General features: G+C 43.2%; 12 protein-coding genes. 7 read left to right on the top strand and 5 right to left on the bottom strand.

Annotated elements, in window-relative coordinates:
- Positions 1–27: 27 nt before the first annotated feature.
- From R8806_RS03365 to R8806_RS03355, 3 genes are all read right to left on the bottom strand, one after another.
- Positions 28–3,213, bottom strand: coding sequence for a UvrD-helicase domain-containing protein (locus tag R8806_RS03365; protein ID WP_124316981.1), 3,186 nt, complete (start codon positions 3,211–3,213; stop codon positions 28–30).
- Between the two features lie 158 nt (positions 3,214–3,371).
- A complete protein-coding gene (locus R8806_RS03360) occupies positions 3,372–4,529 on the bottom strand; it encodes an iron-containing alcohol dehydrogenase (RefSeq protein ID WP_087420145.1) in 1,158 nt (385 codons plus the stop codon).
- 13 nt (positions 4,530–4,542) lie between these two features.
- Positions 4,543–5,526, bottom strand: a complete 984-nt coding sequence (locus tag R8806_RS03355) for a DUF6340 family protein (protein ID WP_124316982.1) — start codon at positions 5,524–5,526, stop codon at positions 4,543–4,545.
- Positions 5,527–5,802: 276 nt separating this feature from the next.
- Here R8806_RS03355 and R8806_RS03350 point away from each other — a divergent pair, with 276 nt between their 5' ends.
- Positions 5,803–6,717, top strand: a complete 915-nt coding sequence (locus R8806_RS03350; protein WP_124316983.1) for a helix-turn-helix domain-containing protein — start codon at positions 5,803–5,805, stop codon at positions 6,715–6,717.
- Positions 6,714–8,339, top strand: a complete 1,626-nt coding sequence (locus R8806_RS03345; RefSeq protein ID WP_124316984.1) for a sensor histidine kinase — start codon at positions 6,714–6,716, stop codon at positions 8,337–8,339. Before R8806_RS03350 ends, R8806_RS03345 begins: the two co-directional genes overlap by 4 nt.
- Before the next feature lie 59 nt (positions 8,340–8,398).
- Here the strand turns inward: R8806_RS03345 and fabG are convergent, their stop codons facing one another.
- Positions 8,399–9,145, bottom strand: a complete 747-nt coding sequence (gene fabG / locus R8806_RS03340; protein WP_087420141.1) for a 3-oxoacyl-[acyl-carrier-protein] reductase — start codon at positions 9,143–9,145, stop codon at positions 8,399–8,401.
- A 220-nt stretch (positions 9,146–9,365) separates the two neighbouring features.
- On the opposite strand from fabG, the gene R8806_RS03335 reads away from it, so the two are divergent.
- From R8806_RS03335 to R8806_RS03315, 5 genes are all read left to right on the top strand, one after another.
- Entirely contained in the window at positions 9,366–9,815 is a 450-nt protein-coding gene (locus tag R8806_RS03335; protein ID WP_124316985.1) for a hypothetical protein, read from the top strand.
- A gap of 111 nt (positions 9,816–9,926) precedes the next feature.
- Positions 9,927–10,304, top strand: coding sequence for a GxxExxY protein (locus R8806_RS03330; RefSeq protein ID WP_124318512.1), 378 nt, complete (start codon positions 9,927–9,929; stop codon positions 10,302–10,304).
- Positions 10,305–10,364: 60 nt separating this feature from the next.
- A complete protein-coding gene (locus R8806_RS03325; RefSeq protein ID WP_118302868.1) occupies positions 10,365–10,829 on the top strand; it encodes an alanyl-tRNA editing protein in 465 nt (154 codons plus the stop codon).
- A gap of 129 nt (positions 10,830–10,958) precedes the next feature.
- Positions 10,959–11,960, top strand: a complete 1,002-nt coding sequence (pta, locus tag R8806_RS03320) for a phosphate acetyltransferase (protein WP_087420137.1) — start codon at positions 10,959–10,961, stop codon at positions 11,958–11,960.
- A 46-nt stretch (positions 11,961–12,006) separates the two neighbouring features.
- The gene (locus R8806_RS03315) at positions 12,007–13,206 is read left to right on the top strand and encodes an acetate/propionate family kinase (RefSeq protein WP_124317866.1); all 1,200 of its coding nucleotides are present in this window, start codon (positions 12,007–12,009) and stop codon (positions 13,204–13,206) included.
- Positions 13,207–13,275: 69 nt separating this feature from the next.
- Here R8806_RS03315 and R8806_RS03310 read toward each other — a convergent pair whose 3' ends face one another.
- Positions 13,276–14,436, bottom strand: a complete 1,161-nt coding sequence (locus R8806_RS03310) for a DEAD/DEAH box helicase (RefSeq protein ID WP_124317867.1) — start codon at positions 14,434–14,436, stop codon at positions 13,276–13,278.
- Between the last annotated feature and the right edge of the window lie 23 nt (positions 14,437–14,459).

Raw genomic sequence — 14,459 nt, 5'->3', positions numbered from 1 at the left:
AATGCAAACTTCCCATTTTTTATGTTCTCACACGGACACTACTTTCCCCAAGGGAACGTACCAAATATAACCTGCCACATCGGTATAGCCCATCTGTCGTAATGTTTTACAATAAAAACCAACCTGCCGGATATACGATTTTTCTTCTTTCTGACCGAATTTATAATCCACAACAATGGCTTTTTTCCCATCAACCATAACCCGGTCCGGACGAGCTTTTCCCGAGTTACAGAAAAGTATATCCCGTTCATTAATAACCTTATATCGACCATCAAACCATGCCGAATGGACTGGGTTATTCAAATAAGACACCACCTGCTCCCGGTATTCCTCCCTTTCCACCAAGGTAAGTAAACCCGAATGATACATATCATTTACCGCCCGATCGACATCATCCACCGTCTCGATACGACGGAATATCTCATGTAACATCTTCCCCTCGTCAACGGCAGAAATCTCTGTTGTCTCCGGGTCCGTGTAATCTTCATATTTATAGCGGACACTCACTCGCTCGTTCAATTCATAAATCGGATATTCCGCCAGACTTAATGTATCATCGTCTTCTATTTTTTCCTTACCGGCTATCAACTGTTTCTCCCCAATGATCAAGCTCGAATCCTCGGAATTCCATTCTGGCATCCCGCTTGCCTCCAAAACTTGAAAGAGAAAAGCACCAATATCTGACGGTTTCCCTTCTTTCGTTATCTTGGGTGCGTAAGGCAGAACATACAACTCCCGTTCCGCCCGCGTGAACGCCACGTAAAGCAGATTCAAGTTGTCAACATAAGCCTTCACGTGTTCACTGAGGTAATCCTCCCGGAAATGACTATCTGCCAGTTTAGAGGAATAGTTCAATGGTGCATACTCCAAATCCCTAAACCCCTCCTCCCGGTTCTTACACCATATCCGGCGCCCGTGACGGATATCATCAAGCTCCCAAGCACAGAAAGGAATAATAACCGTTTTAAATTCCAACCCTTTGGATTTATGTATCGTGAGAATTCGCACGGCATCCACTTCTTCCGAGGTAGATAACACTTTTTTATCCTTTTCCTTCTCCCACCATTCAAGGAAAATAGGAATACTGTTCGTGTTGTTTTTCTCGTAATCAAAGAGAATATCTTGGAAAGCGATCAAGTAAGGCAATTCTTCCATCCTAGCCCGTAAACCGAAAGCCTCAATAATCGTCTCCGTGATCTCGAACAAGGAACTAAATGTCAGTTTCTCCGGCTCCCGTAAAAACGGCAAGTCGATCGTGTCAAGAAAACTCTCGTCCGTACTACCGGCCTTGAAAAGAACATCTTCCCGTGAAGTATCTTCACCCCTGACAAAAGTTCGGTAATTATAAAGCAACACCGTTCGATTCACCGCATCATACGGTTCCACCATGTAACGTAGCACGTTAATAATTAATTCCACGTAAGGCGACGAGGAAACGTATAGCGAATCATTAGATATAAAAGGTATCGGAAAAGGAATATTCTCCCGCTTGTTATATTCTATCAAGTAATCAGCCACGAAAGCACCTTCCTTACCGTTACGCACAAGAATCACACAGTCTTTCAGTTCTCCACCCCGGTGCATCGTGTCATTGACAACATCCACGACAGAGTCCATGATCTCCGCATCACTCCCCTCTTCTTGTTTTTCCCCACTGAAACGGATCTCCACGTACCCACTTCCCGAACGGCTCACAAGTTGCTCCGGCCGGGAATAGGCTTCGGTGATCGAACGGGAATAAACATTCTCTTCTCCACATTCATTGTCATACAACTCCTTTAATTGCCGTGCAGCTAGGATAAAGAACTGGTTATTGAATTCCACCACCTCCTTGTAACTCCGCCAATTATGCTCCAGAATCACGTTATCCGTACCGAAAGTAGCCAAATCACGCTCTACCCCTTCCGCCAACAAACGCCAGTCCCCGTTACGCCATCGATAGATGCTTTGTTTCACGTCCCCCACGATCATAGCCCTTCCTCCCTCTGAAAGCGTGTTCACGACAAGTGGCAGGAAGTTTCCCCATTGCATGGTCGAGGTGTCTTGAAACTCGTCAATCATGATATGCTTGTAGAAATTCCCTGTTTTCTCGAACAGGAAAGAAGTATCATTCCCGGCAATCAGCATGTTAAGTAACCGGGTGGTGTCACTCAGTAACATGAGCCCTTTTTCGTCACAATAATCTCTCACCTCCCCGTACAAGTCATTCAGAATCCCCAATTGGTAAAGATTCTTCGAGAGCAAAACCGCAGACACGTAATCCCGAAAATTCTCGTCATAATACTCAACACTTTCCCGCAAGTTCGTATTCAGTTCCGGGTAGATATGCTCAATCAATGTCCGGATCGACGAATCATGCTTTTTGGTCACCCATTCATCCGGATTATCTATTGCTTTTCGGGCAGAATCGGGAATCTTATCCAGACTTTTATCCCGCAATTTGTAAAAATAATTTATAAAACTTCGTTTCCCTCCTTTAAAATCTTCCGCGTGCAATCCATTCTCCTCGATATTCCGGCAAGCAGACTGACCGAACATCTCCATGCGATCCTCGAAACGGGAGATCACACCTTGCAAGAACATCTTATAACCTTTCAGGAATCCTCGATCGTTAAACTTGTCCCTCACATCCTTGTCGAAAAGCATATAACTCTCTCCAAACAACTCCTTCCCCAGCTCCGCGATCTTACTCTTCACGCTCCACGATTTGGCATCCTCCACGCTATCACTCATCAACTCGGTAATCCACGCCCTTAGCTCCTTATCCTTATTCATGCGTTGCATCACTTGATCCACGGCTCGCTGTAACACGTAGTCACTATCCAACTCGACATTATAACCGGGAAATATCCCCAGTTCACGGGTAAACGCTTTGATTACCCGTTGAAAAAAACGATCAATTGTCGTCACGGATAACCGCCCGTAATCGTGCAGAATCAAAGTACGTAACACTCCGGCCCGTTCCCTTACCTGATCGTCTGTCAATTTCAGCGTCCGTTTAAGTTCCTCCCGGTAATCACTCTTCTGACCTTCCGCCAGCTTGTTCAATTCCCGCACTATACGGGATTTCATTTCTTCCGTGGCCTTATTGGTAAAGGTCACGGCAAGCACATTTTTATACTCAGAAGAAACATTGAAAACGATCTTGAAATATTCCATCGTTAAAGCAAACGTTTTCCCCGCACCGGCTGAGGCCCGATATACACGCAACATAGGCAATTGAAAATTGAAAATTGAAAATTGAAAATTAGAAGGATTAATCCTAAACTAAAAGTCGATTTTCAATTTCTGTAAACAGAATAAAATGGAGAATTGAATTTGAAAAAAGACACTTTTGCCATTTTCAATTTTCAATTCTCCATTTTCAATTATTAAAGTCTTGAAGTTAATATCGCTCTCACATTATCCACGTTCACATCATCGATACCACCTAGGGCAAAATCCCCCCGTTCACGGAAACGCTTTTCAATACGGTCGATCGTGTCGATACCCACGCCGTAATCAGACAGGCGGGTCTTCACGCCCAATTCATTGAAAAATTGTTCCGTACGGGCAATCGCTTGATCGGCAGCATCAGGTTGATCTGTGTCAATATTCCACACACGTGCGGCATATTGCAACAATTTCTCACGACGTTTAATTTTTGTGGCATTCATCACTCCCGGTAAAACGATCGCCAGCGTGATCCCATGATCCAACCCGTTGAAAGCGGTCAATTCATGACCGATATGGTGAGTTGACCAGTCTTGCGATACCCCGCAGGCAATCAAACCGTTCAACCCCATCGTGGCTGCCCACATGAAGTTGGCCCGATCTTCATAATTCGGTTTCTCGGCATGAATCAACTTCGGTCCCAACTCAATCAAAGTCTTCAAGATTGATTCAGAGAAACGATCTTGAATCTCAGCTTGTTCCGGGAAAGTATAATATTGTTCCATGACATGCACAAAAGTGTCAACCACCCCGTTAGCCACTTGTTTCATGGGCAATGAATAAGTCACCATCGGGTCCAGTACAGAGAATTTCGGGAACACGTGGCGAGAATTGAACGCCAGTTTTTCCAAAGTGGACTGGCGAGTGATCACACCGCCACTATTCATTTCCGATCCTGTAGCCGGAAGGGTCAGTACAGCTCCCAACGGCAGTGCCGCATTCACCCGTGCGCCTTTTGCCACGATGTCCCAAGGTTCATTCCCCTCGAAACAAGTTGCAGCTGCAATAAATTTCGTCCCGTCAATCACGGAACCTCCTCCTACAGCCAGAAGAAATCCCACGTTTTCCTGTTTTGCCAATTCCACGGCCCGCATCAAAGTCTCGTATTTCGGGTTCGGTTCGATACCCCCGAACTCTACAATATCAAACCCTTGCAACGCATCCATCACTTGTTCGTAGACACCGTTTTTCTTGATGCTTCCACCACCGTAGGTCATCATAACTTTCATCCCTTTCGGAATCCATTTTGCGATCTCGGCAATTTTTCCTTTCCCGAAAAGAATTTTCACGGGATTGTAATAATCGAAATTTCTCATGCTTTAAAATCGTTTATAACTGTTCCATAATTTTGGTTTCATCCTTGATACGTTTCTCTAAACGCTTTATGTAATCCGTAATATATACGGACAAATTGTCATTGATGTTATTTGCTTGTAATGTTTTCAAAGCCGCCTCCAATAAAGCTTTCGCTGACGAGAAGTTACCATCTTTTTCATAGAACCATGCCAAGTTCACCGCAGCACGAGCCGCTACTCTGGGCTTCAGGTTCAAGGCCGCATTCCATATCCGCTGAGCCTCTTCATCATTCTCGTTCTCAAAATGATAGTAACCGAGATTCAACAGACGGTTATTCGTGTAAATCCTACGTTGTTCGGGTTTCCATGTCGGCGTCAAACGTTCCGCGTACTTCACCCCGTTATTGTAGAAAAAATTACATATTATATCATAATTATTTCCCTCGAACAGCGTCTCGTCCACATCATCCAATTTATGAGTAGTTGCGGAATCCACCACAACACCATCCGGGTCATATAAACGCACGAAAAGATTGGTATCAAGCATCAACCGACTCGCACCATCCAACCCGAACTTACAATATTCCACCGAGAGAACGTATGTTTGTCCGGAAATCTTTTCCAATGCGGCAATACCTGCCGGGGAAATCGGTGCAGGAGTATACCCGTCCGGAATATATCCCGTGTTCAATCCCAACCCTTTAACCAGTAAGATAGGTTGTACCCCGTTACGTAACCCATCACGCACCCCATTATAGAAATGATTGACAACCTCGTCCCGCCGTAACCGCAAACTAGCAAACAACTGGTACGCAGAGAGAGAATCCGACTCATGCACCAATTTCCGGTCGATAAACAAAATTTGTGCATTCTTGTTTCCGATATTCAGCTCTCCCGGATGCAACACGTCTATATTCAGCACTTTGTAACTACTACATGAGGCTAATAAGCCCACAAATAAAAATGCCCCGACTATCTTTAGCCCGGCCTTCATCTTATATTTTACACGCCTTTCCATGAAATTACTTGTTTGTTTTATTTTAAGTTTACAAAAAGTGAGCCACAATCACGGCCTGACTTTTCGGCAACCATTCAAATACGATGTTTTAAAAGTAGAAATATTCCGGGAAATAACCAAACGGTCATCGAGAAAAAACAACTTCCCGGATAAAGCGTGCGAATTGTCAATAAATTATTAGTTTCCTTTAGGACGGTATAAATAAACTAAACGTCGGAATGTCGTTGGATATGTAGTAGATTATTCATTCCTTTGCTTAACTATTTAGATGGAAAAATGAAAGAATATGCGACTATCAATATCAAGGAACTCGCCCGGCGGGTACCCCCGGATTATACCTCGGAAAGTCTAATCATTTATAACCATGTGACCCATGAAAAAGCATTCATTGGAGAAGAAATCAGTAGGCAGGGGTTCATCGTGACAGAAACCTGTTCTTTTTCGCTTTGTACCCGGGGAGAAGCGGAAATCATGATCAATACTCAAAACTATCATATCAAAAAGAACCACTTGATTGTCGTACTTCCCAAGCAAGTCATCAAACCGATTCATACAACACTGGATTACGAGACAAAGATTATTTTCATCTCGTCAGACTACTTCAAAGAGAAATGCCAAGAAATGATTCCCTTGCGATTTAAAATGCAATTCCATCCGGTTGTTGGACTTAAAGAGGGTGAAATTAAACTATTGGAATCATATTATTCACTATTATCTAGGAAAACAGATAAACTGAATCCTCATTTTTCTGAACTAGCCGTACATAAACTAGCACATGCTTTATTTTATGATCTTTACAATTTCGTTTATCGTCATATGCAAGATAAAGATTTTGAGTTATCACACCCCAATAGCATATTCAACCGCTTCATCACGCTCGTCGAAGAATATCACCTCAAAGAACGAGACATTATTTTCTATGCAAACAAATTATGTCTAACCCCTAAATACCTATCATCAGTCATTCATGCCGCTAGCGGAAAATTTGCGGGGGAATGGATTGACGATTACGTGATCACGCTGGCAAAATCCCTACTTGTTTCAAGTACCAAGACCATACAGGAAATCAGTTATAGCCTGAATTTCCCTTCTCCATCCACCTTCACGAAATTCTTCAAACGTATCATGAAGATGTCCCCTCGGGAATACAGGAACAATCAATTAAACAACACAACACACAAAATATCATGATTGACCAGATAAATTTATTCACTGGCGACGCATCTATTCAATATAGTATAACATTAAACATTATTCTATTGGCCGCTATCGTCATTCTTACCCTCATTTTCTACTTGATAGCACGAAAGCGAAAATACGAAAGACTGGTAAAGGAGAAGCAATTAGACACGCAACAAAAGTTCGCTCGAGAACTTCTTGATTCCGTACCGGCGGGATTTATTCTATTAACCCCGAATGGGACAATCAAACAGGTAAATCGTCAGGCCGCTACCGAACTCGGAGTACAAAAACAAGACATAAGGGATAAAAACATTCGGGAAGTATTTTCAATTTTCCACGAGAACCTCAATATTCTGGATAAACTTTTGAGTCTCCTACAAAAAGACGAGCAGGAAGTTACACTCCCACCTGACACGTTCATCCACGGGGCAACCAATGCCATCTCTTTTCTAGTGAAAGGCTATTTCAAAAATGTTACCGGAGAAGAAGATTCAAATTATATCATATTCACGTTCCGAAACGTCGTGACCGAACTTACCCAAGAATACGTGTTGAACATGGCCCTACACCGCACGAAAATATTTCCTTGGTCATACGATATAAAATGTAATCTGATGATTATTGATCCCCGTTATTTCGAATACCTTGGAATTCCTGCCGGGGATTGCACGCTAACAAACGAACAATTTGCCCAAATGGTGCATCCCAATGATATTGAAGGGGTAATCACGGCTCTTACGCTCACTGTTCATGGAAGTTTAATCGAGACCCCCGTGAGCTACCGTCTTCGGCGAGGCGACGGACAATGGGAATGGTTCGAGGCCCAATCCACTTATCTCGGTCAAGGAACACAAACTCCTTTCCGGCTCGTTGGTGTCTGCATGAGTACACAGGAACACAAGAAAATTGAAGAAGAATTAACCAAAGCCCGTGACAAAGCACAACAAAGCGATAAACTTAAAAGTGCATTCCTTGCCAACATGAGCCATGAAATACGGACACCGTTAAATGCCATTGTCGGCTTTTCCAATTTACTGGTTGATGGAGATATGTCTTTCCAGAAAGAGGAGATCAAAGAATTTTTATCATTGATATACCTGAATTGCGAACAGCTACTAGCACTTATATCCGACATACTCGATCTCTCAAAAATAGAATCCAACACGATGGTTTTCAACATAACAGAACAACCGCTTACGCCTTTATTACAAAATATCCTACGAGCCCAACAAATAAATGTCCCGCAAGAGGTAGAATTACTTTTGGACCTTCCTGCAACCGACACGATCATCACGACCGATCCCCTACGCTTAAAACAAGTCATTAACAACTTGATCAACAATGCTATCAAGTTCACCTCCAAAGGAGCAGTCACACTTGGTTACAAGCAGAATAACGATCAGGTTTCCATTTTCGTGAAAGACACAGGTAGCGGAATTGACGAAGATAAGATAAACCGTATTTTCGAACGTTTCTACAAGGGTGACAATTTTGTTCAAGGAACAGGACTAGGCTTGGCAATCAGCCATACAATCATAGAGCATCTAAAAGGGACGATCACAGTAACCTCCAAAGTTGGAGAAGGCTCCTGTTTCACAATTCAACATCCGGTAAAAAAAATGGGGTATTGAATTTCAATACCCCTACCGTCTCCATCTACGACAATTATAACCAAACTTTTAGGCGGATATTACATATTCATTCCCCCACAAACGTGGATTGTCTGACCTGTCACGTAAGCAGACAAATCAGAAGCCAAGAATACGCATACCTTTGCAATATCTTCCGGAGTACCGCCTCTCTTCAATGGAATTTTAGCAGCCCACTCCTTACGCACGTCCTCAGACAATTGCGCGGTCATATCGGTAATGATAAATCCCGGAGCAACAGCGTTAGCACGAATATTACGAGAGCCAAGTTCTTTGGCCACGCTCTTCGTGAATCCGATAATCCCGGCTTTAGATGCAGCATAGTTTGCTTGTCCGGCATTACCACTCACTCCTACCACGGAACTCATGCTGATAATGGAACCCGATTTCTGACGTAACATAACGGCAGACACGGCTTTCGTGAAATTAAACACAGATTTCAAATTCACGTTGATCACGGCATCCCATTGTTCTTCACTCATACGCATTAACAAGGTGTCTTTCGTGATACCAGCATTATTTACAAGTATATCTACACGTCCGAATTCTTTAACAATCTCATCCACGGTAGCATTCGTAGCCGCGAAATCAGCAGCATTGGAAGCAAACATTTTAGCTTTCACACCCAAAGCGGCAATTTCTTTTTCGGTTTCCTGAGCTATTTCATCATATCTTAAATCGGTGAAAGCGATGTTCGCTCCTTGACGGGCAAATTCCAATGCCACAGCCTTTCCGATTCCTCTTGATGCCCCCGTGATAATGGCGGTCTTTCCTTCTAATAACTTCATAATTACAGTTTTATTTAAACCTAAATTTAAACCGGAACCACTTGTCAAGTGATCCCGCGGCGGGAAAATCCCACCCGATCAAGCGACAAAGTTAGTGATTTAATTCAAACCAAGAAATTATTTTCACTTCGATTGTTTATTCTCCTAAAAAGCATTACACTTGTAGTTACAAGATACACCTCAGGCATTTTATATTACACGCAACCAATAACAATACAACATGAAAAACAAGAACCGACTAAAAACATTACTTTTCTCCCTACTAACAATTCTATTTACAGGATGCGATTACTGGTGTCAAGACGAGTACCACGTGATTAACAATACAGACGACACGCTCCGGATCATCGTGAATTACGACACGCTCCGGCTATATGGGAATTGGAGAACCGAAGAAAACATGGACACTCGATTGAATGATACTACCCATATCGTCTACCCCCACACCAAAATAGTACTGGAAGAAGGATCTGAACTATGCGGCAAATATTATAAACCAGATGATTACAGGTTTGAAGACAATGACCTTCAATTCTGGGGAAAATGGATTCAACATATCTATGCCAATACAACTCCCGTGGAATACTCCTACTGGAATCCGGAAAAATGGACATTTAAATCCAAACGAAGATTAAGAAAATATGAACTCATCTTTGACAAACACGAATAAAAATATGGAACAAAAGATTCAACCCAACAAACAAGAGCATTCCCCAACGTACACAAAGGAGACATATTATCTTGTTTATAAGACAGAAGAACATAAGAACAAAAAAGAAATATGGAAATAGAAAATCTGATAAAAACTGTTATTCAGTGTGCTTATGATGTAAGAACACATCTTGCTGCGGGTTTTCTTGAGAATGTTTATCAGAAAGCATTGATAATAGAATTAAAAGAAAAAGGTATTCATGCAGATACAGAAACTCCTATAAATGTATATTACAAAAATGAAATTGTAGGAGAATTTAGAGCGGACATAATCGTAGAAGGAAAAATAATCATTGAGCTTAAAGCGGTACAACATCTCCTTCCCATACACGAAACCCAATTAGTAAATTACTTAACCGCTACCAATACAGACCACGGCTTATTAATAAACTTTGGTGGTGAACGTATCGAAATAAAAAGAAAATTCAGAGAATATAAACATATATAACCACCCATCAGAAAAATATGTACTTTTGTCTTTATGTCTAAAAATAAAAACTTGTCTATGATGGAAATAAGCCAAGCAGCCCCAAAATTTCAGGATGTGTCAATCGCACCGATGCACACAGCGGAACACCTACTAAATTCTCAGATGGTCAAATACTTCCATTGTGAACGTTCTTTCTCCGCCCATATAGAGAAAAAGAAATCCAAATGTGATTACCACTTCAAAACGGCACCTTCTGCCGAAGACATTGCCACCGTGGAGCAAGCGGTAAACGACATTATACAACAAAACATCAACGTGGAAGAAATTTTCTACCCGATCGATCAGGTGCCGGCAGGCATCAACCTTACCCGCCTTCCTGAACCGGGTATAAAGACCGTGCGGGTAATTCGTATCGGGGATTACGATCAATGCGCCTGCATCGGACTTCATGTCACCAACACGGCCGAGATCGGCACGTTCCGCATCATCTCGTTCGATTTCAATGATGGAGTATTGCGTATTCGTTTCAAGCTCGGAAAATGAAATAAGAGTAAATAATAAACTTTTCCCCGAAAATGAACTTTTTTGTAATGTCTGCATTACAAATTGATTATTTATTTCTACTTTCGCGCTAACGATTGCGAGTAACTATATATTTAAAATAAAAATATCATGAATCTCCTTGAACAAATCAAAGAAAATGCGAAGAAGTGCAACAAACGGATTGTACTTCCGGAAGGAACAGAAGAACGTACGTTGAAAGCAGCCGACATCTTGATAGCTGAAGGTATTGCTCAAATCATCTTGATCGGTAATCCGGCTGAAATTAAAGCGTTGGCCGAGAAATTCGAATTGAAAAATATCGGTAAAGCCACAATCATCGATCCCGAAAATCACGAGAAGAAAGAAGCGTATGCAGACCTTTTGGTTGAACTTCGCAAGAGTAAAGGTATGACAAAAGAACAAGCTTTGAAACTCGTTCTTGACCCGCTATACCTTGCCACTTTGATGATTAAGAGCGGGGATGCCGATGGTGAAGTTGCCGGGGCAAAAAATGCTACCGGAGACGTGTTACGTCCCGCGTTACAGATCGTGAAAACCTTACCGGGTATGTCTGTTGTATCAGGAGCATTCTTGTTATTAACCAACAAACCGGAATATGGAGAAAACGGCCTAATCGTATGTGCCGACTGTGCCGTACTGCCTAATCCGACCGCGGAAGAATTGGCCCAGATCGCCGTGGCTACTGCCGGAACAGCCAGAGCTATCGCTAAAATCGAACCGAGAGTTGCCATGTTAAGTTTCTCCACCAAAGGATCAGCTAAAAACGAACTGGTTGACAAAGTAGTGAAAGCAACGGAACTCGCCAAACAAATGGCTCCCGACGTGATGATCGACGGTGAAATGCAAGCTGACGCGGCCCTCGTGGCATCGGTAGGTGCCAGCAAAGCCCCGGGCAGTCCCGTGGCCGGTAAAGCTAACGTGTTGATATTCCCGAGTCTTGAAGTTGGAAACATCAGCTATAAACTCGTGCAACGTATTGCAGGAATTGAAGCGGTGGGTCCCGTCCTCCAAGGAATGGCAGCCCCGATTAACGACCTGTCAAGAGGTTGTTCCGTAAGCGACATCGTGAACCTTGTTGCCATCACGGTAAATCAGGCAGCGGCAAAATAGACTTTTATAGACTCAACAAGTATTACCATTTTCAAATTAAATTATAATGAACGTATTAGTTTTAAACTGCGGTAGCTCCTCTATTAAATATCAATTGCTTGACATGGCAGGAGAACCGACGTTACTCGCTAAAGGATTGGTGGAAAAGATCGGTTTACCCGTGGGAAGTTTCACTCACAAACCGGAAGGAAAAGATAAATACGTGGTAGAAGAACCTATCGCGGACCATACAGCCGGGATCGATCTGATCTTGAAAGCTCTGGTTGACCCGAAACATGGGGTAATCAAGGCCTTGACGGACATTAATGCCGTGGGACACCGCGTAGCTCATGGAGGTGAATTCTTTGCTAAGAGCGCCCGTGTTGACGAGGATGCCAAGAAAAAGATCGCCGCTTGCTGCGAGTTAGCCCCACTTCATAACCCCGCAAACTTGAAAGGAATCGAGACCATGGAGAAACTGTTACCGGGCGTACCACAAGTAGCAGTATTCGACACGTCATTCCACCAAACTCTTCCGAAAGAAGCATATATCTACGGGCTCCCATACAAATACTACGAGGATTATCGTATCCGTCGTTACGGATTCCACGGAACCTCTCACAAGTTCGTGGCTGAAAAAGCATGTAAAATACTGGGATGGAATATTGAGGAGAAAAAAATCATCACTTGCCACTTGGGTAATGGTTCATCCATAACCGCCATCAACAAAGGTAAATCCGTTGACACCTCCATGGGTTTCACTCCCAATGCTGGTGTGATCATGGGAACCCGTACGGGAGACCTTGACTTGGGAGCATTATTGTATATCTGCGAGAAAGAAGGTTTAAACGCAGCACAGGCAAACGACCTAGTAAATAAGAAATCAGGATTGCAAGGAGTATCTGAAGTTTCTTCCGATTGTCGTGACTTACAGGCTGCAGCTGAATCCGGAAACGACAAGGCTCGCCTCGCCCTTGATATTCTTGCTTACGACGTGAAAAAATACGTGGGTAGCTATGCTGCCGCCCTAAACGGAGCGGATTTGATCGTCTTCACCGGGGGTATCGGGGAAAATGACAGTGAAGTACGTGAACAAGTATGTACCAACATGGAATACATGGGTATTCACTTTGATGTTGCCGCCAATAAAGGCGTTCGCGGACAAGACAAAGTACTGTCTACCACCGATTCCAAAGTAATCGTGATGAGCATCACCACGGACGAAGAATTGGTTATCGCGACGGACACCATGAATCTAGTGAAATAAGCTATTATTTCTATATAAAAAAAGAACGATCTGCATCACAGATCGTTCTTTTTTATATACGTTCAGTCATCATGCTTGAAAAGACAACCGATTGATTTTCTTGCCAGTTAGAACTTGGATTTCCCGAATCTTAGACTGTTCCTCTTCCGAACAAAACGTCACCGCTGTACCGAAATGTCCCGCACGCCCGGTGCGCCCGATACGATGTACGTATGTTTCAGCCACATCAGGCAGATCATAATTTATGACAATCTCCAACTCCTGAATATCAATTCCTCGAGCTGCAATGTCAGTGGCTACCATCACCCGGATAGCTCCTGCCTTAAAGTTCGACAGAGCTCGCTGGCGTTGTCCTTGTGATTTATCCCCGTGAATCGCCTCACTCTTGATGCCGGACTTCTTCAACAAGCGGGATATATTATCTGCCCCATGCTTGGTACGTGAAAAAACAAGCACCGACTTTTTCTCTTGTTTCAACAAGGAAACAAGAAGTTTCTTCTTTTCCGGTTTCTCCACGAAATAGACACATTGTTCCACCGTGTCAACGGCAGAAGAAACCGGGGTTACCTCCACCCTCGTCGGGTTTGAAAGAATACTTCTCGACAAATTCACTATATCCTTAGGCATCGTTGCCGAGAAAAACAGCGTCTGCCGCTTTGTCGGCAGCATGGGTAACAAACGTCGTATATCCGCAATAAATCCCATATCCAGCATCCTGTCAGCCTCATCCAGAACAAAATGCGTAATTGATGAAAGATTCACGTATCCCTGCCGGATCAAATCGAGCAAACGTCCCGGTGTGGCAACAAGAATATCTACTCCTGCCTGCAACAGATCCGTCTGCGGTCCTTGTTTCACTCCGCCGAATATAATTGCGTGCCTAATCCCCGTGTACTTCCCGTAATCCGTGATATTCTCTCCGATCTGGATAGCCAATTCACGGGTTGGCGTTAAGATTAAAGCCTTAATTGCCCGTCTTTTCACGAGACGTCCTTTATTGCCTCGTGTTTCCGAACTTTTTTCCTCCGAACGATCAGCCAGTAAATGTTGCAGGATCGGTATAGCGAACGTCGCTGTCTTACCGGTTCCGGTCTGGGCAATTCCCAGCATATCGCCACCACCAAGAGCCACAGGTATACCCTTCTCTTGTATCGGGGTGGGCTTTTCATATCCTTTTTCACAGATAGCCTTTAAAATAGGCTCTGCAATTTCTAATTCTCTAAATGTCATAATAAATAATTGTTACGTTTAAA

The organism is Butyricimonas faecihominis (assembly GCF_033096445.1).
Taxonomy (GTDB): domain Bacteria; phylum Bacteroidota; class Bacteroidia; order Bacteroidales; family Marinifilaceae; genus Butyricimonas; species Butyricimonas faecihominis.
This window is presented reverse-complemented; position numbering and strand designations above follow the sequence as displayed.